This is a genomic window from Taylorella asinigenitalis ATCC 700933 (assembly GCF_000687755.1).
Classification (GTDB): domain Bacteria; phylum Pseudomonadota; class Gammaproteobacteria; order Burkholderiales; family Burkholderiaceae_B; genus Taylorella; species Taylorella asinigenitalis.
The window spans coordinates 55,039-74,139 of record NZ_JHXN01000003.1 but is presented as its reverse complement, the minus strand read 5'-3'; the positions used below and the strand labels follow the sequence as shown (position 1 = coordinate 74,139).

Here is a 19,101-nt window from a genome sequence, read left to right as displayed (position 1 = left end):
ACTATTATAGCTTAGTATAATTATGGATTATTTATAACTACACATAGAATTATGGCTGTTTTTGCTATTATTCCTGCTGGTGGTGTTGGTCTTAGAGCCATTAAAAATCCTACTTCTACCACCATTGGAGAAAACATCCCAAAGCAATATCAGATGCTTGCTAGTTTACCCATGATAATGCATTCTATAGCCACATTACATGCAAATCGATTAATCAAAAGTATTCATATAGGTGTAGCAGAGAGTGATGAATGGGCAGAAGAATTAGAGTTACCTGAGCATTGCCACCTATATAGAACGGGTGGGCCCAACAGGGCTGATACTGTCTTAAATACACTTGAGGCTATAGATTTTAATGATAGTGACTGGGTTTTAGTTCATGATGCCGCTAGGCCTGGATTGCAAGATGAGGATTTGCAGAGGCTTATAGATACTTGTCTTGATACAGGAATTGGTGGGATTTTGGCTTATCCAGTAGGCGATACGATAAAGTTATCGCAAGAGGATGTGTCCCTTGTAGCCTCAACTGTAGATCGGGAAAATTTATGGCAAGCTCAGACTCCACAGATGTTTAAGGCTAAGGAACTGAGAGATGCATTGCACACGCATTCTTCACTTGTGACGGATGAGGCATCGGCCATTGAGGCTTCAGGTGGTGCTGTGCAGTTGGTGAAAGGCAGTAGACTTAATTTTAAAGTGACATGGCCGGAAGATTTTGAGATGATGGAACACTTAATCATTGCCAAAGGGAAGGGGATGAGATGATAAATTCAATACGAATTGGGCAAGGTTTTGATGTGCATGCATTAGTTGAGGGTCGTCCATTAATCATTGGGGGTGTGACTATTCCTCATACGCATGGTCTTTTGGGTCATTCTGATGCGGATGTCCTGCTACATGCATTGACTGATGCACTGCTTGGGGCAGCTGCATTAGGTGACATTGGAACTTTGTTTCCTGACACTGACCCACAATTTAAGGATGCGAACAGTCGTAAGCTTTTAAAAGAGGCCTACTCGAGAGTCGTTTCTGCTGGTTGGAGGGTTATTAATATCGACTCAACGATTCATGCTCAAACTCCAAAAATGCGTCCTTATATCGCAGCTATGGCCGAAAATATTGCCGAAGACCTGAAGATAGAGATATCTCAGATTAATGTGAAAGCGAAGACAAATGAGGGCTTGGGATATTTAGGACGGAAAGAGGGCATAGCAGCAAACGTATGCGTGCTACTAGCCCACTTGTAGGGTAATTAGTTTGCTTGTGTTATAGCAAGTACTCCAGCAATAGCATTTACCACTGCTGTTATGCGGCCGATATCCTGAATTTGTTCAGTAGTGTATCCTGCTTCTTTAGCTCCATTAATATGAGCTTTAATGCAGTGGTCGCATTTACCGATTATCGAAGCAGCCAAACCATAAATTTCGAAGTGGCCTTTTTCGATGCCACCGCTATTTGCGTAAGCGTTCATGCGTAATTTAGCTGGTAAATTTGCAAGCTCGTCATTTAGATGAGCAAATGGATAATATGTGTTGTTCATACCCATTAAGGATGCAGAGGTAAGTACACCATTAAGTTCACTTTCCTCTAAACCTTCTTTGAATGTCTCAACCAAATATCTATTTTTCAAAGCATATGCAGCTGAAACAGCAACACCTTGAACCTCTACTGGTGATAGGCTTGAACGAGCCATTGTTCCATCGATATTTAAGCGAACATCTTTTGCCCAATCTGGGATTTTGTCCTTTAAAGTAGTTAAAAATTCCATACTGACTTCCTTTAAAAAAGCCCGACTTTTGGGTCGGGCTCTTAGTTTCTTAAATTAAGATAATGTTGCACCGCCTGCTGCACGGTTACATCCGCAGAGTTCTTCAGTTTGAAGAGCATCGAGAATACGTAGTGTTTCTTCTGGGCTACGACCAACATTTAAGTTGTTAACTGTAACGTGTTGAATAACGTTATCTGGGTCAACAATAAAAGTTGCACGAAGAGCAACACCAGCATTTTTCTCGCGGACGCCAAGCTGATCAAGTAAAGAGCCTGTTGTGTCAGAAAATGAATAGTGACCTAGTTTGCTTAAGTCGCTGTGGTCACGACGCCAAGCAAGCTTAACGAATTCATTATCCACAGAACCGCCCATTAGAACAGCATCGCGATCTTCAAAATCTTTAGCTAAGTTGTTATAGCCAACAATCTCTGTAGGGCAAACGAATGTGAAATCCTTTGGATAAAAATAGATTACTTTCCATTTGCCTGGAAATGAACTTTCTGTGATTTCTTCGAAAGCAGAAACGCCGTCTTCATCTGGATTATTAAAACCAGGTTTTACACCCATTACTTTGAAAGGGTCTAATTTATCACCAACTGTCTTCATAAAATCTCCTTTAATAAAAATGGATTGGTATGGTCAATAAAATATTAGCATATTTATCATTATATAAAAATTTTATTAAAAATACAAAATCAATATAAAAAATTTATTTAATGTTTTTTCCATCATACCTCTTCAAGATAACTCTACAAAGTATGCCATTAGGATAATTTTTAAGAATTTTGAATTTACCGTCTATAGATTTCGTTAATTTATCAACTATAGGCAAACCTAGTCCTGAACCCTCAACTCCAGTACGTGCTGGCTCGCCACGTACAAATGGTTTCATAAGTCGTGGGAGTTCTTCGAGATCAAAGCCGGGCCCATTATCTTTAATATCAATAAAAATATCATGGACCCTTCCGTAACACTTGAGATTAATTTCGAGGGTTCTATCATTGGATTTGCCGTATTTAAGAGCATTGCCAACTAAATTACTTAAGATACGATTTAAATCAAGAAGCGATATTCGGGCATATAGATTAGGTTCGACATCATATATAAACTTCGCTCCAAATGTGTTTATACGCACTTCCTCAGCCTGACAATACATCTTCACAGCATCAGTTACATTCAATGGAGAAATCTGATCAGCAGGTGCAGTTTGCGAAAACTCATGGATCTGATGCATGATATGATCGATTTGCTTTAAGTCCGTATCAATATTGTTTTTCGTAGCGTCGTCAATATTAGCCATCTCTACTTCCAAGCGAATTCTTGAAAGAGGGGTGCGAATGTCATGTGAGAGCCCCTTTAACATAATTTCTCTATCTTTATTTATGTTATTTAAGTGATCAAGTGTCTCATTAATTGTTCGATAAACATCTATCACTTCAGGCGATCCATGACTTGTATCAAGCTTAGGAGGGGTTTTATTTTTCTTAAGAATTTTGAAAATATTTAAAATTTCTTTTAGTGGTTTAAGAAAAATTTTTGTATGTAAATACGCCCCTATAGCCGAAATTAGTAGGGCTGTGACAAACCACAGAAACCAGTTAGAAAGAAAATCATTTGAGAACACAAGCGTTTCTACAAATATCCAATAGTGGTGCATCTGACCTTTTATCGGAATACTCATACTTACCCATAGCCCCTTTTCTCCATTAACTGCGGAGGCAATGGTTATGTTTTCTTCTTCAATGATTTCTTCCAAATTCTCTTCTATAAGTCTCCACATTCTAGTCCTATAGGCAGGAGTCACTTTATCGTTAGGGAATCGTTCGTGAATTTCTGTGTCACCTAATCTATTAAATCTATCTATAAACTCACTTTGTAACTCTGGACTTATGTACTTAAGTGCTTTAGCCGATAGGTTGTAGGTGCTTATTATTCGATTACTTACGATTAGTGCTTTATGATTTTGCTGCCCATATAAAACAGCAAGAAGCCATATAATGAGCGAAATTAGAGCTGATAGGAAGAGAAATAGGAAGGCTCTTGTTGAAAACCCAAAAGAAAATCTAAATCCACTTTTGTGAGAGCCTTGTTCTATTTCATGAGGCATTATTTGAAACCATTTTCTGGATCAGGAACGAATACATACCCGAGACCCCAAACTGTTTGAATGTACTGAGGGTACGAAGGGTTAACTTCGATTAATTTACGAACACGAGAAATTTGAACATCAAGACTTCTGTCAAAATTCTCATATTCTTTTCCTCTAGCTAACTCCATTAATTTATAACGTGAAAGTGGTTCGCGAGGATGACGTGCAAATACTTTTAAAATAGCAAATTCACCTGTAGTCATCGGGACGTTCTCGTCATTTTTTGTAAGAGTTCTTGTAGAGAGATTTAGCTTAAATGGACCGAAGGTCACTACTAAATCGTCTGTTGAAGGAGCTCCTGGATGTTCATGTTCTACAACATTCCTCCTTAAAACCGCATTAATACGAGCTAATAGTTCTCTCGGATTAAACGGTTTAACAATATAATCATCTGCTCCCATCTCAAGACCAATAATTCTATCTATGTCTTCAGATTTCGCAGTGAGCATTATGATTGGAGTTATATCGTTTGTTGCTCTAAGACGTCTACAAATTGATAGTCCGTCTTCTCCAGGAAGCATAATATCTAAAACAATGAGGTTAAAATTTTCCCTTTGACAAGCTTTAGACATTTCTTTTCCATCTTCCACAGTAGTTACAGTGTAACCTTGCTCGGATAGATATTTTTTTAATAGTTCTCTAAGTCTTGGATCATCATCGACCACAAGAATTTTTTTTGATGATGGGACATTTGCCTGCATGCAATTACCCTTTGTAGAATAGATGAAGGATATAAATAATTTACTAAAAAAAGTTTGACTATTTTAATATGATTTTGTTAGCAATTGAAAATTCAGCCCCTCTTGCATCTATATGTTTGTATAAAGATACGTTTTTGACTCATTCTGTTACTTTAAATCGTAATGTAAATATAGCGGAAGCTTTAATACCTACATTAGAAGCCCTCTTAGAAGAGGCTAAGATAGAAAAATCCCAGATTGAGGGGGTAGTTTTTTCTCAAGGTCCTGGTTCATTTACTGGATGCCGTGTAAGTGCTGGAATCGCTCAAGGAATCGCACAAGGTCTTAATATTCCGATATACGGTGTAAATATTTTTGAGTCCACTGTATCTCACATACGGGATGTAGAAGATAAATTGGTATTCCTTGCTTTTGATGCTCGCATGGACGAAGTTTATCTTGGAGGATTCTATTACAGTAAAAATAGAGTTTTACACGAAGTAATTGATCCTTTACTCGTGCACAAAGACGATGTTATTCCATACTTGGAAGCAATCTATGATGGACTTTATCTTAAATATGGGCATACAGTAAAGTCATTTAATGAAAAGCAATCAATTAATAAAAAGATTGAAAAGACTGATAAACAATCCAATCTTGATATTAAAAATTGCTATCAAGAACAACCATTTATTTTTGCGGGTAATGTAAAAAAGTTTTTCCCCCATCACAAATATTTATCCTATAGACCAAGAGCTTTTTTTATTGCACATTTTGTAGACGAAATGTATAACTCAGTGGGTAGATATTTTCCTAGAAATAAAATGGGGATTGATAGGGCAGATGGAGAGTCGGCATCGGTACCACTACCGCTTTATTTGAGAAAAAAGGTAGCATTTACTAGTTTAGAGAGAAAGAGTGGATTTGGGGGTAATCCTAAAAGTTCTCCACCAGAAATTCCTGAAGAACTAATTGACTATATAGATTTAGCAAAAAAATTTAGAAATGAAGGGCTGAATGTTGAACTTATGGACTTAGAAGATGTTGATAGAGTCTATCAATTTGATAGGAAAGTTCATGCTACACCTTGGAGTCGTGACTCATTTTCTTATGCATATTATGATAATAACTATATAAATTTAATGTTACTTAAAAACGGTGAATTAATAGGTACAGCTGTTCAACTTTTATATGAGACTGAATCTCATCTTATGACTATAGGAATACTCGAAGAGTATAGAAATAAGGGATATGCGAAACTTCTTATTGAATTGATGCATTTATTAGCAAGAGATAAAAAAATTCAGAATAATTTGGATGATTATCAACAAATATTAGAGGTCCGTGTTTCAAATCATTCTGCAGTAAATTTATATGAAAAATTTGGATATGAAAAAATTGGTGTCAGAAAGGGATATTACGATATGCCTTCAGGCAAAAAAGAAGATGGTTTAGTTTATGCAAAGAAAATTTAGCCATAATCAAATTCAATGGCTTAAACAGCTAGGAGTAGAGGGGTTGTGGGGAGAAAAATTTAAATCCTCATTAATTAGCGACTCTAAGAAATTTGAAGAAAGTAAAGTTAGGCCTAGTGATTTAGTCAAAACTGAAGATTCATCATTAAGCAAAAAAGTTTTTGCTGCTAAGGATATTCCCTCAATCGATGATATTTCCATATCTACTGAACCATCAGTTATTGATACAAACATTTTGAAAATTAAAGGCTTTACCGATTTAAAGACTTGGTATTTAGATACGTATCGTAAATGGAATGTTCCTATTGATACAGATACATTAGTGATGAGGGAGTGGAATGGTTCTGAGGAGTTTCGTTTAATGATTTTTGAAGAAAGTCCTAATTTAGAAGATGTAATAGTTAGTACTCAATTTAACGGTGAACCTGGAGAGCTATTAGATAATATGATTGCTCAACTAGGTATTAAAAAGGAGCAAATTTACATATCATCATTCTATAAAACAGATAATCCAAATTTCCTATCAAAAGATCAGAATAATCTGCTTGTTGAAGTCTTTAAAAGAGAGATAGAGTTAATAAACCCTAAGGTTTTATGGTGCTTTGATACATCACTTCTTGCAATTCTCACAGGAGCTCAAAAGGTTACACATAATCAGGTAACTTTTGAACTCACCATAAATAATAAATCTATACCGCTTATCTGCAGTTTCAATCCTAGAGTTGTGATTGAGAATTCAAATCTAAAAGCAAATGTTTGGAGAGATTTGAATAAGATTGAAAAATTACTGCACTCTTAGATTCGAATTAGTGTCCTTTGTGGGCTAGCTTACCGTGGCTTCTAGAGCCAATTTCAGCAAATGCTTCGGGATATTTGTTTTTATTACTTTTATATAAAAGAATAAGTAGATACATTAACGCTGACACAGTCAAGCCAAAGATAACTATGATCTTATTGATATGTAATCCAGAATGTACTAACCATCCATATAATGCTACAAAGAGCAAAATATTTAATTGCTCATTAAAATTTTGAACTGCAATTGAATGTCCAGCAGAGAGTAATACATGACCTCTATGTTGCAATATAGCATTCATTGGTACAACAAAAAATCCTGATAAACCGCCAATAAAAATTAGAACTATATATACCGCCCACATTTGTTTAACAAAGATTAGTAATATAGTTATTAATCCCATCAATACACCGACAGGAAGGACATTAAAAGCTTTTTTAAGAGGTACTCGTCCAGCTATAACTGCACCAACCACGGTTCCTATAGCGGCTATACCCATAAGGAAAGCAGATTCCGATACATCAAACCCTAGATGATCCTGCCCCCACTTCAAAACGACAAGCTGAACTACGGCACCTGCACCCCAAAATAAAGTTGTAACTGCCATGGAAACTTGACCAACTTTATCCTTCCATAATATAGCCACATAATTAGAAAATACTTTGATTAATGTGATTGGATTTTTAGGCTGTTTCGGATAAATATATTTTGTGCGAGGAATAAATAGATTACATATAGAAGCAGATATATAAATTAGCCCTATGAAAAGAATGGCTATCATAGCTGGATAATCTTTAAAGGATTCAAAAATTCCAAAACTAAGTACCCAGTTCACAAATTTATGATTGATTAAAAAGCCACCAAGCATAAATCCTAAAATAATTGAAATAACTGTTAAACCTTCCATCCAGCTATTTCCGCGAACTAAAAATTTTGGATGTAGTAATTCAGTTACCAGACCGTATTTAGCAGGAGAATATGCAGCGGCACCTACACCGACTAGGCCATAAGCTAAAGTGATCATAATAGGCTGTAGAAGCTCTGAGTCTGAGTTCAAGAATCCAACAGCAAACATCATGATACATCCTATAATTTTTATACCATTAGTGACAAACATTACTCGACCCTTTGGGAACGTATCAGCAATGGCACCTATATGAGCAGCCAAAACAACGTAGGCGGCAGCAAAAAACCATTTAAGAGCTGAGTCTAGCCACTGAGGACCTGAAATTTGGTGTAATAATTCAATAGCAGCGATAAACAGAGCATTATCTGCTAGAGATGATAATGCTTGAGCTATTAAAAGGGTGTAAAAGCCTTTTCTCACAAAAATATACCTACGGGATTCGAATGCAAATTATTATAGAAGTTTTAATTGCCTTTTTTTAAGTAAAATTCCATTAATAACAATTAGAAATCATTTGACACGTGAGATTAACACATATAAAACTTTCAGGATTTAAGTCATTTGTAGAAACCATAGACATTGCCATCCCTAGTAATTTGGTAGGTATAGTTGGTCCAAATGGATGTGGTAAATCCAATATTATCGATGCAGTAAGATGGGTCCTTGGGGAAAGTAAAGCCTCTGAATTGCGTGGTGAATCCATGCAAGACGTTATTTTTAATGGGTCTACGAACCGTAAGCCAGCTGGTAGATGTTCTGTAGAGTTAGTGTTTGATAATTCAGAGGGTCGTCTACAGGGCCAGTGGAGTTCGTATACTGAAATCTCTATTAAGCGCATATTAACTAGAGAAGGTAGCAGTAGCTACTACATAAATAACCAAAGTGTTAGGCGTAAAGACGTTTATGACGTATTTCTAGGGACAGGTCTTGGTTCACGAGGGTATGCAATTATTGGTCAGGGCATGATTAATCGCATAATCGAAGCTAAACCTGAGGAGATGCGAGTTTATTTGGAGGAAGTTGCAGGAGTTTCCCGTTATAAAGAGCGTAGAAGAGAGACGGAAAATCGCCTATCTGATACCCAAGAAAATCTGCAAAGGGTAAATGATATTGAATCGGAACTCGATAAGCAGATTGAAAAACTTAATGTTCAGTCTGAAGAGGCCTCTAAATATAACGCCTTAGTTTCAGAAGCTCAGAAAATGGAGCACGTATTCTGGTATTTAAAAGAAGCTTCTGCACAAAAGGATCAAATATCAATAAAAGAAAAACTATCCTCTAATACAACCGAATTAGAAAAGCTTATGGCTGAGTTAAAAACTGCTGAGCTTGAAGTAGAAAATAAAAGACAGGCCTATCAATCAGTTAGTGACAGTCTGAGGGAGGCTCAAGCAGGATTCTTTGAGACAAATAATTCAGTTACTAAATTAGAGTCTGAAAGCAAGCATTTATCTGATGCAAAAACAAGACTTAATGAGCAGAATAAGCAACTGTCGGAAAAACTGCTTCAATGGAAGGACCAGATAAAATTTTTGGATGAAGAATTATCTAAAAATGATGAAGATATAGCATCAAAGAAAAATTCACTTGATGATTTGAAAACTCAAGAAATTGAATTATCAAAAGGGTTGCCTGAACTCGAGAGCATTGCCCACCAATCATCAAGACAAAAAGATGAAAGAAGGTCTGAAATAGGTAAATTAGAACAGGCCATCGCACTACTGAGACAGAAAGTTCAGGATTACGAAAGAAATAAATCTAGACTTTCATCCAAAATGGAGTCACTTAACAAGGAAAAGAGCTCGATTGATATCCCCAAGACTGATGGTGCTGAGATGCTTGTTAAACAAATGACATCATTGACAGATAAACAAGCGGTTCTTGAAGAAGAATTCTTTAAATTAGAAGAATCCTTGGGTGTAACTTCTAAGGCTTTAAATAAAGCTAGAGAAATTGCGGATGAGGATTTAAAAAATTATTCTCAAAGCAATGCAAAACTTACAGCTCTTCAGAATTTACAAAATGAAATTCAATCTAAAGGTGCTTTAGAAGCTTGGCTTAAAAAACATGATTTATCAAGTTCAAAGCGTTTATGGCAGCAAGTACATATTGAACCTGGGTGGGAGGTAGCCCTTGAATCTGTACTAAGAGAGAGATTGATGGGTGTTGAAATACAAAATGTATTAGATATCAAAGAATTTCTATCTTCTAAGCCGCCTGCTCGATTCAGTTTTTTTAAGAAAATAACTCAGTTTATAGAGCCACAAAGTTCAGACTTTAATTCTCTATTCTCAAAGCTTAAGGTTCATGATCAAGACTTAAAAAATTCTTTGCATAAGTGGCTTGGCGGAATTTTTGTATTAGAGAATCTTGAAGGGTTGGATGCGAAAATTCAGACATTAAAAGCTGGTGAATGTTTTGTAAGCAAAGAAGGCCATATTATCGATGAGACGGGAGTTTTATTATATGCACCCGAGAATGAACAGGCTGGAATTCTTGCTAGACAGCAGGAGATAGAAAATCTCGAAAAATTAACTAAGGCTCAGAAACTTCAATCTAATGAATCAAATGAAAAATTAAATAATTTAATAAGTGAATCTAATCGTTTACAACAACAGCTAGAAACTTCACGAGTTAATTTATCAAACATTACTAAACAAATTCATAATTTAGAAATTGAGCAGAACCGTCAGAAAAGTAAACTCGAGCAAGCATTAGTTTTAAGCGAAAGACTAGATAAAGACCTTGCTGAGACAAAAACTCAATTAAATGAAGTAGAAAAAGCAATTGTAGGCTTTGAAGAAGAGTTGCATACAGAAGAAGCAAATCTTAAGGTTTATAAAGATAAGTTTAGAGAACTTCAAAATGAGAGTGCTCAAAAATACGATAATTACAATGCATTACTCAATAAAGTGCAGTCCATAAGGGCTGATATTCGAGAGGCTAAACTTTTATTTGAATCGCTCGGTTCAAGAAAAAGTGAGCTGGAGAGAAACAAGGTCATTGCCACCAAGCAAATTGAAACTTTAACTCTTGAACAAGAGAGATTAAATAATGATTTGTTAGGTTTTGATGAAGCGGCATGTAATACTGCATTGCAAGAGGCTTTAAATTTAAGAGAAGCTAAATCACAGGCATTAAACGATATAAAAATTTCTCTAGATAATGTTGCATTTGAACTTAAGAAAATTGACGAGAATCGTCTCACAATTTCGCATAATATTGATCCATTGAGGGATGCAATTACTAAGCTTCAACTCGATGAGCAGGCGGCACGCATTCTAGCAGAACAATATTCTGAAAAATTAGATGAGGCTCAAATCTCTAGAGCTCACATAAAAGACGAGTTAGTTGAGCTACCTTCAGAGTGGTCAAAAGTCACGTGGTTACAGTCTCAAATTACCAATAGGCACAGACAAGTTGAAGCTATGGGTGCCGTCAATTTAGCGGCTCTTGAGGAATTAGAACAAGCCAATGAGAGAAAGCTGTTTCTTGTAAAACAAATAGATGACTTAGAGGAGGCCATTGCCACATTAGAAGATGCAATATATAAAATCGATAAAGAGACTAGCGAGCTTTTATCGAACACTTTTAACGAAGCGAACAAGCATTTTGCAGATATGTTCCCGAAACTATTTGGTGGCGGTGAGGCAAAACTTCGATTGATAGGGGATGAGATTTTAAGCTCTGGAGTCGAGGTCATGGCTCACCCTCCTGGAAAAAGAAATACTTCAATTCATTTACTTTCTGGGGGCGAGAAAGCATTGACAGCAATAGCTTTGGTATTTGCTTTATTTAAATTGAACCCTGCGCCATTTTGTTTGCTCGATGAAGTTGATGCACCTTTAGATGATGCGAATACTGAACGGTACGCCAAGCTTGTATCTGAAATGAGTAAAGATATTCAATTTATATTTATTTCTCACAATAAAATTGCTATGCAAATGGCTCATCAGTTAATTGGTGTAACACAGCAAGAACAAGGCGTATCAAGAATTGTGGCTGTAGATATTGAATCTGCTGTAAAATTGGTTGATAGTTAATTTCAAAAACCAAGGCTTACATTTTATGTCTAATATGCAAATTGGTATTCTATTGCTCGGAGCCTTTGCGGTTCTAATAGTTTTAGTCTATAACTGGTGGCAGGAAAAAAAGATAGAAAAACGCATCGGCGAGCAGTTTCCACATACCGATCAGGATCCCTTACTAGGTCCAGATCATAATCTCGGCTTGCATAATTCCATTAATCCAGTAGTTGATGAATCCTCGGTCTCATCCAAATCTATTTTGGCTTCTCGTCAAGAGCATGATGCAGAATCTATAGACCATATAAGTGAAGCGGTATTTGATATAAATTTTCCTGAAGCTATAAACGGAAATAAGCTTTTGCATCATATTCGTGATATGAAACTCGTTTTTAGTAAGCCTATTCGTTTTTTTGCTCAGACGCACGATAACTATCATAGAGCTTCTATAAAATCTGATGAATCTTATAGCTCATTGCAACTTGCTGTTGTATTAGCTAATCGTAGTGGTCCACTTTCTTCAGAAGAATGGGATGCAGCCTATTCATATGCGGATAACGTGGCGAATGCGTTTGACGGAAGTGTTGAATATAAACCTAAAGAACAAGTTTTAAAACAAGCTCAAGAATTTGATCTCTTATGCATGGAACTAGATGCAAGAGTTGGCGTTAAGCTTATATTAAATGGTCCGCAACCCGTTAAGGCTGTTATAGAAATTGCTGAAAGACTTGGTTATAGCGAATATGGTCTTGGGCATGTCATGCTTGACGAAAATAATAATGTGCTTTTTCATCTTTTGCTCGATGGTGAATATAGCACTCAGATTAGATCCGCTGGAGTTGAGTTTGTAGAACTAATTATTGATGTTCCAAATAGTAAGCCAATTGAAAATCCTTTTTCAAATTTATGCGATCATGCTTTCAAACTAGCTTCTGCACTCGATGCAAGTGTAGTAGACGATAACGATAAACCGCTAACTTCTACCGATCCTGTGATTCCAGAAATTGATTCGCAGCTACTGCAGGTTTATCAGGAATTAGCTCAAAATGGCTTCCCAGCTGGTTCTGAGCGTGCTAGAAGGGTATATCACTAATATGTCTGAAGAGGACTTTTCAGATTACGAAACCCTTAAAACCCAAATTGCTGAACACGATAGGGCTTACTATATCGAAGACAATCCTAAGATTTCTGATGCCGAGTATGACGGTCTGATGAGAAGATTGCTCGAATATGAATCATTACATCCAGAATGGGTTACTCCTGATTCTCCATCACAAAGAGTAGGCGGTGAAGCACTAAAAATATTTAACTCAGTGCGTCACACTGTTCCTATGCTTTCTTTGGGGAATGTATTTAACACTGAAGAACTGACTGCTTTTTATAATCGCATGGTTGAGGCCTGCGGCACTAGAGACATTGAATTTAATTGCGAACCGAAATTTGATGGTCTAGCCATTACTTTGCGATACGAACAAGGTTTGCTTAACTATGCGGCTACAAGGGGCGATGGGCAAACTGGAGAGGATGTAACGGCTCAAGTAAAAACTATCCGTACAGTGCCTATAAAATTAAATAGACCAAATGAGGGAACATTGCCAGAGGTCATTGAGGTTAGGGGCGAGGCCTTAATGTTCAAACGCGATTTTGAGAAATTAGTTAAATTTCAAAAAGAGCAGGGCGTGCAAACCTTTGCGAACCCTAGAAATGCCGCCGCAGGAAGTCTTCGACAACTTGACCCTAAGGTTACCTCAAAAAGAAATCTACGTTTTTATGCTTATGGCTTAGGAGAGTTTAAATCCTCTAATTCTAAGGGCATTTTTAAGAATCAGAGTGAACTTTTGGATTATTTTTCGTCTCTTGGTTTTAATGTTACAGAGCATAGAGAAGTGGTCTATGGAATGGAAGGGCTACTTGGATTTTTTGAAACTATGAAGGAGAAAAGGGAAGCATTGCCATTTGATATCGATGGAGTGGTCTATAAGGTGAACGACTTCTCACTTCAAGAAAAAATTGGCTATATCTCAAAGGCTCCTCGATTTGCCATTGCTCATAAATTCGCAGCCGAACAAATGCAAACAAAACTTCTCGATATAGAAGTTCAAGTTGGCAGAACTGGGGCTCTCACACCAGTAGCAAAATTAGAGCCCGTATTTGTGGGTGGGGTAACGGTACAAAAAGCTACCCTTCATAATGAGGATGAAATTGCTCGCAAAAACCTAATGATAGGTGATACAGTTATTGTGCGAAGGGCAGGAGATGTAATCCCAGAGGTAATGGAGTCATTGCCAGAATTGCGGCCTGCAGATGCACGCAAATTTATAATGCCTACGAGCTGCCCAGTATGCGGATCTGCTGTAGAAAAGCCTGAAGGTGAAGCAGTTGCACGTTGCACGGGCGGGCTATTTTGTGCGGCACAAGTTACACAAAGCATAATTCATGCGGTATCTAGAAAAGCCCTAAATATCGATGGTTTAGGCGATAAGCATATTCAAAAATTAGTCAGCAGTGGAAAGATTAATCATTTAGATGATTTATATCGTTTAAGCGTCTCAGATTTAAATGTTTTAGGCCGTAATGCTGAAGAATCAAAATTAGAAGTCTTAGCTCCAACTCTGCACGCACGCATTCAATCTAGTAAATCAACTACTCTAAGCCGTTTTCTTTTTGCTTTAGGAATTCGTCATGTTGGAGAAACTACAGCTAGGGATCTAGCTAAGCATTTTGGAGATCTGCAATCTATCATGACAGCTGATACTTCAAAATTAAGTCAGGTCCCAAATGTTGGAGAAGTTATGGCAGATTCTATTCATAACTTCTTTAAAGAGCCACACAATAGAGAAGTTATAGAGAATTTATTGACTCTTGGGTTTGAACTAAAAGCTGAAGAGGAGAATATCTCTATAAATCCTGCAATTGCTGGACATAGCTTTGTAGTTACAGGCACACTTGAGAGTTGGAAAAGAGATGAAATTTCTCAAGTAATAATATCCGCAGGGGGACGCATAAGTTCTTCTGTTTCAAAGAAAACTGATTATTTATTAATTGGTTCGGAGCCTGGAGACAGTAAACTTAAAAAGGCTCAGGAGCTAGGTACTGAAATTCTTACAGAGAGCGAATTTAAGGCTTTACTTCAAAAAAAATAATGGCCCAACTTGTGGGCCACAAAATTAAATCAAAGCATATTACTTAAGATTAGTTTTGATTTTTGCTTTCTTTTTAAGCTCTTCAGTGTATTTGTTCACTTTCTCTAAAGATAATGCACTAACAATTTCACGTTTAGACGCTTCATAAGATGGCAATGGAGTTGGACGCACATCATCCACCATAATTAAGTGATAGCCAAAATCTGATTTAACAGGTTGAGTTAGAACGCCGATTTTCGCCTCTTCTACAGCTTTACCGAATTGAGGTACGAAATTACTAGCAGGATGCCATCCTAATACACCGCCACCACTAGCTGTACCGTGGTCAATAGATTCTTTTTTAGCTGTTTCAGCAAAATCGATTTTCTTTTGGTTTAATTGTTCGTAAATTTCTTTAGCGCGAGCTTCATCTTTAACTAGGATATGGCGAACGTTGTACTGTTTAATATTTCCTAGAGCTTTAACTTGAGAATCGTAAAGTTTCTTGATATCTTCTTCTTTAACTGGATTTTTTTCAATATATTTTGAAAGCAAAGCAGTAGTTAGAATTTGATCGCGACTAAATTCGATTTGTTTAGCTACAGCTGGATCTTGATCAATCTTTTGTTTTTTAGCTTCTTGAATTAAAACTTCTCTAGTCACCAAATCTTCAAGAATGCCTTTTTTCTGCTCTTCAGTAAGTTTATTACCTTTAGCGATAACATTTGTAATTTCTTCAAACTCTTTGTTTGTAATGTTCACTCCATTAACGGTAGCTACATTTTGTGCGTAAACTGGTAGAGCTAATAAAGATGCGACCAGTAAAATTTTTTTCATTTAATAGTTCCTTTATTCAAATGTTAGATGGAAACTTCAGTCTTTATAGCTAAAGCGTGAATAGGATTTGGAATTATATCCTTAACTGCGTCTAAAACTACCCTTTGTTGTTCGACGCGACTTAATCCAGCAAATACTGGACTTGCTATAAAAACCCTAAAATGGCTTAATCCATTATTATAAGCGTTATGCCCTTTATGTAGATGAGATTCATTAAAAATTTTTAATTCTGTAGGCTTCAGCTTTGAAAGCCTCTCTCTAAGCAGTTCTTCGTGTTGTTTAAAATTTGGGCTCATCCGATTTTTTCTCATTTTGAATAACTGTCATATATTTTCCAAGCCATAAACTTTGTGAAATTGCGAATAAAAATGTAAGAATTGTGATTCCAAAGACCTTAAAGCTGGCCCACTGATCAGTCGTAAATCCCCCCCAAAAAGCCACATATAAGTTGGCAACGCCCACGATCACAAAAAATGATATCCATGCAACAGCCATCTTATTCCATGCATGTTCGGGCATAGAAATTTGCTTTCCCATTAATGACCTTATAAAGTTTTTCTTAAATAACAAACCAATTAACAATATGCCAGCAAAACACCATGTCAAAACCGTTGGTTTCCACTTAATAAATGTTTCATCATGAAGTAGAATTGTAGCCCCACCAAATACGACAATTATTGAGAGATTTATCCAATGGATTGCTTCGATAGGTTTTTTAGAAATGTAAAGATAGAGAATAAGTGCGATTGATGTAGCTATTGCTACCGCAGTAGCTACGTAAATGTCATAAATTTTTAATGTGATGAAAAATAAAAGTAGTGGAAGAAAGTCAGAAAGTATTTTTTTCATAAATAGGTAATATCCCTAATGACTAATAGTGGTTTATAAATATACTAAATAAAGAGTATAGATTAAATCTAGTACTCTTTATTTTTATAACCATCTTTTTTTCTCATTTTATTTTCGGAGATTAATTATGAAAAGATTTGCATTATTTGCATTAAACGCAGTTCCTATGATGGCCTTAGTTAGCGCAGTTTGGGCTCAGCAGCAGATTCGCATCGGTGTTTCCGTATCTGCCACAGGTCCTGCAGCTTCGTTGGGGATACCGGAGAAAAACACCGTCGAAGTACTGGATAAAAATTTTAACGGTATTCCAGTCGAGTATTTTGTGTACGATGACACTGGGGATACTGCAACTGCAGTGCGCAATATGCGTAAGTTAATCTCCGAAAACAAAATAGACGCAATGATAGGAAGTTCAATTACAGCCCCAACATTAGCTATGATTGACGTTGCTGCGGAAACTAAGACTCCCTTAGTGAGTATGGTAGGGAATAATGTTGTAGTTGTTCCTGTAGAAGGTCCAAAAAAGTGGTCTTTTAAAACATCTCCAAATGATGCCTCTATGGCTACTGCTTTGCTTTCAGCTATGAAAAAGCAAGGAGTCAAAACTTTAGGCGTAATTGGATTCGCTGATGCTTACGGGCAAGGATGGCTAGAACAAATTAAGATTGTTCTTAAGGACTCTGAAATAAAAATCGTTGCTGAAGAAAGTTATGCCAGAAATGACACCAGTGTAACTGGACAAGTTCTCAAAATAGTGGGTAAGAAACCTGATGCGGTTTTAGTTGCAACGGCTGGAACGCCAGGAGCATTGCCAACAAGAGAATTAAAAAGCCGTGGTTTTAAGGGACAGATTTACCATACTCATGGTTCTGCTAATATCGATTTTCTTCGCGTATGCGGAAAAGCTTGCGATGGCGTGATATTGCCAGCAGGTCCTGTTTTAGTGGGTGATCAGTTAGAAGACTCTCATCCATCTAAAAAAATTAGCCAAGAGTACAAAACCTTATACGAAAACAAATTCGGACAAGGGTCTATGAGTACTTTTGGTGCACATATGTTTGATGCCGATTTAGTCATCAAAACTTCAATGAAAAAAGTTCTCGATTCTGGATTAAAACCTGGAACCGAGGAATTTAGAGTAGCACTGCGAGATGCGATGGAAACTTCGAAAGAGGTGATTGGTACTCAAGGTGTGTACAACATGACAAAAGACGACCACACAGGTCTTGATGAAAGATCTCGTGTGTTAGTAGAAATAGAAAATAATAATTGGGTATACAAGCCCGAACTACTTAAATAATTGGGGAATTTAATGAACTTAAAAAATTCAATTTCTGCCATTGCTTTGATGGCAGCTTCTGCGTCATTATTAGCACAAGAAGTAATTAATATTGGTGTAACTGTTCCAGCTACTGGTCCAGCTGCATCTTTAGGCATACCACAAAAGAATACTCTTGAAGTGTTATATAAAGAGATAGAAGGTGTGCCTGTGAAGTTTACGTTTTTGGATGACGGCGGTGAGACTGCGGCCGCAGTGAAAAATATGAGAAAACTAATCTCCGAAAACAAAATCGATATTATGCTTGGTAGTTTAGTTACTGCACCTACACTTGCTATGTCTGAAGTTGCTCACGAAACTAAAACTCCATTGATTGGATTTACAGGAAATAAAAACACTGTAGTACCTATGGATGAAGACAAAAAATGGGTTTTTGAAGCAGCTCAAACCGATGAAATTATGGCTAAAGCTATTTATGATGCGATTAAAAAACAAAACGTAAAAAAATTAGCCATCATTGGATTTAACGATGCATATGGTCAATTATGGGCTCGTGAAATGCAAGGTGTTCTAAAAGATAGTGACGTAGAAATAGTCGCAAACGAGAGCTTCGCACGTAAAGACACTAGTGTTTCTGGTCAAGTATTAAAGATTCTATCTAAAAAACCAGATGCAGTTTTAGTAGCAACTTCTGGAACTCCAGGAGCATTGCCAACTAGAGAGCTAAGGACTCGCGGCTTCAAGGGCATAATCTACCACACTCATGGATCGGCAAATGGAGATTTCTTAAGAGTTTGTTCTACATCATGTGAAGGTGTGATTCTTCCAATTGGTCCAGTTGTAATTGCAGATCAAATTGAAGATTCAAATCCAACAAAAGCAGTTGCATTATCTTATATTGAGCCATATGAGCAAAAATTCGGTAAAGGTTCGGCAAATGCTTTCGGGGCATATATCTATGATGCAGCTATTCTAGCTAAGGCTGGTATTAGCGAAGTGTTGAAAATAGGCATTAAACCTAGCAGCGAGGAATTCAGAGTCGCATTAAGAGATGCATTAGAGAACGTTACAGAAGTCGTTACGACTCAAAGTGTGTTCAATATGACTCCTGAAAATCACTCAGGCATTGATGATAGATCTAGAGTACTTGTTGAAATTAAAGACAACAAGTGGGTTTATAGACCCGACCTACTAAAGTAAGGAATCTTGATGAT

Annotated in this window: 17 protein-coding genes; 9 read left to right on the top strand and 8 right to left on the bottom strand. The window is 36.8% G+C overall.

What is annotated here, in order from left to right:
* The first annotated feature begins 51 nt into the window (after positions 1 to 51).
* Positions 52 to 765 carry a 2-C-methyl-D-erythritol 4-phosphate cytidylyltransferase gene (ispD, locus tag T432_RS0103125; RefSeq protein ID WP_028884143.1) on the top strand — a complete coding sequence of 238 codons (714 nt, stop codon included), beginning with the start codon at positions 52 to 54 and terminating at the stop codon, positions 763 to 765.
* Positions 762 to 1,247, top strand: coding sequence for a 2-C-methyl-D-erythritol 2,4-cyclodiphosphate synthase (gene ispF / locus T432_RS0103120; protein WP_028884142.1), 486 nt, complete (start codon positions 762 to 764; stop codon positions 1,245 to 1,247). Before ispD ends, ispF begins: the two co-directional genes overlap by 4 nt.
* A 5-nt stretch (positions 1,248 to 1,252) precedes the next feature.
* Here the strand turns inward: ispF and T432_RS0103115 are convergent, their stop codons facing one another.
* From T432_RS0103115 to ompR, 4 genes are all read right to left on the bottom strand, one after another.
* Positions 1,253 to 1,768, bottom strand: coding sequence for a carboxymuconolactone decarboxylase family protein (locus T432_RS0103115; RefSeq protein ID WP_028884141.1), 516 nt, complete (start codon positions 1,766 to 1,768; stop codon positions 1,253 to 1,255).
* Positions 1,769 to 1,822: 54 nt separating this feature from the next.
* Entirely contained in the window at positions 1,823 to 2,374 is a 552-nt protein-coding gene (locus tag T432_RS0103110; RefSeq protein ID WP_014111175.1) for a peroxiredoxin, read from the bottom strand.
* 103 nt (positions 2,375 to 2,477) lie between these two features.
* Positions 2,478 to 3,875: an ATP-binding protein gene (locus tag T432_RS0103105; protein WP_028884140.1), complete on the bottom strand. Its 1,398-nt coding sequence runs from the start codon at positions 3,873 to 3,875 to the stop codon at positions 2,478 to 2,480.
* A complete protein-coding gene (gene ompR / locus T432_RS0103100) occupies positions 3,875 to 4,618 on the bottom strand; it encodes an osmolarity response regulator transcription factor OmpR (RefSeq protein ID WP_015551449.1) in 744 nt (247 codons plus the stop codon). Before ompR ends, T432_RS0103105 begins: the two co-directional genes overlap by 1 nt.
* A gap of 68 nt (positions 4,619 to 4,686) precedes the next feature.
* On the opposite strand from ompR, the gene tsaB reads away from it, so the two are divergent.
* A complete protein-coding gene (tsaB, locus tag T432_RS0103095; protein WP_028884139.1) occupies positions 4,687 to 6,072 on the top strand; it encodes a tRNA (adenosine(37)-N6)-threonylcarbamoyltransferase complex dimerization subunit type 1 TsaB in 1,386 nt (461 codons plus the stop codon).
* Positions 6,056 to 6,871, top strand: a complete 816-nt coding sequence (locus T432_RS0103090; RefSeq protein WP_028884138.1) for a uracil-DNA glycosylase family protein — start codon at positions 6,056 to 6,058, stop codon at positions 6,869 to 6,871. Before tsaB ends, T432_RS0103090 begins: the two co-directional genes overlap by 17 nt.
* A 7-nt stretch (positions 6,872 to 6,878) precedes the next feature.
* On the opposite strand, the gene lplT is transcribed toward T432_RS0103090, so the two are convergent.
* Positions 6,879 to 8,195, bottom strand: coding sequence for a lysophospholipid transporter LplT (gene lplT / locus T432_RS0103085; RefSeq protein WP_028884137.1), 1,317 nt, complete (start codon positions 8,193 to 8,195; stop codon positions 6,879 to 6,881).
* A 101-nt stretch (positions 8,196 to 8,296) separates the two neighbouring features.
* On the opposite strand from lplT, the gene smc reads away from it, so the two are divergent.
* The 3 genes from smc to ligA are packed head-to-tail and all read left to right on the top strand — an operon-like array spanning position 8,297 to position 14,943.
* Positions 8,297 to 11,818 carry a chromosome segregation protein SMC gene (gene smc / locus T432_RS0103080; RefSeq protein WP_028884136.1) on the top strand — a complete coding sequence of 1,174 codons (3,522 nt, stop codon included), beginning with the start codon at positions 8,297 to 8,299 and terminating at the stop codon, positions 11,816 to 11,818.
* 25 nt (positions 11,819 to 11,843) lie between these two features.
* Entirely contained in the window at positions 11,844 to 12,893 is a 1,050-nt protein-coding gene (locus tag T432_RS0103075) for a cell division protein ZipA C-terminal FtsZ-binding domain-containing protein (RefSeq protein ID WP_028884135.1), read from the top strand.
* A gap of 1 nt (position 12,894) precedes the next feature.
* On the top strand, positions 12,895 to 14,943 hold the full coding sequence (gene ligA / locus T432_RS0103070) for an NAD-dependent DNA ligase LigA (protein WP_028884134.1): 2,049 nt from the start codon (positions 12,895 to 12,897) through the stop codon (positions 14,941 to 14,943).
* Positions 14,944 to 14,982: 39 nt separating this feature from the next.
* On the opposite strand, the gene T432_RS0103065 is transcribed toward ligA, so the two are convergent.
* From T432_RS0103065 to T432_RS0103055, 3 genes are read right to left on the bottom strand one after another with little or no spacing between them, the layout of a single operon-like run.
* Positions 14,983 to 15,759: a peptidylprolyl isomerase gene (locus tag T432_RS0103065; protein WP_028884133.1), complete on the bottom strand. Its 777-nt coding sequence runs from the start codon at positions 15,757 to 15,759 to the stop codon at positions 14,983 to 14,985.
* A 23-nt stretch (positions 15,760 to 15,782) separates the two neighbouring features.
* Positions 15,783 to 16,055, bottom strand: a complete 273-nt coding sequence (locus tag T432_RS0103060) for a BolA family protein (RefSeq protein ID WP_014111185.1) — start codon at positions 16,053 to 16,055, stop codon at positions 15,783 to 15,785.
* Positions 16,039 to 16,608: a septation protein A gene (locus T432_RS0103055; protein ID WP_028884132.1), complete on the bottom strand. Its 570-nt coding sequence runs from the start codon at positions 16,606 to 16,608 to the stop codon at positions 16,039 to 16,041. The genes T432_RS0103060 and T432_RS0103055 overlap by 17 nt, the downstream gene beginning before the upstream one ends.
* 127 nt (positions 16,609 to 16,735) lie before the next feature.
* Here T432_RS0103055 and T432_RS0103050 point away from each other — a divergent pair, with 127 nt between their 5' ends.
* Together T432_RS0103050 and T432_RS0103045 are read left to right on the top strand one after the other, a co-directional pair.
* Positions 16,736 to 17,908: an ABC transporter substrate-binding protein gene (locus T432_RS0103050; protein ID WP_044971080.1), complete on the top strand. Its 1,173-nt coding sequence runs from the start codon at positions 16,736 to 16,738 to the stop codon at positions 17,906 to 17,908.
* Positions 17,909 to 17,920: 12 nt separating this feature from the next.
* Positions 17,921 to 19,087: an ABC transporter substrate-binding protein gene (locus tag T432_RS0103045; protein ID WP_028884130.1), complete on the top strand. Its 1,167-nt coding sequence runs from the start codon at positions 17,921 to 17,923 to the stop codon at positions 19,085 to 19,087.
* Positions 19,088 to 19,101: the final 14 nt, after the last annotated feature.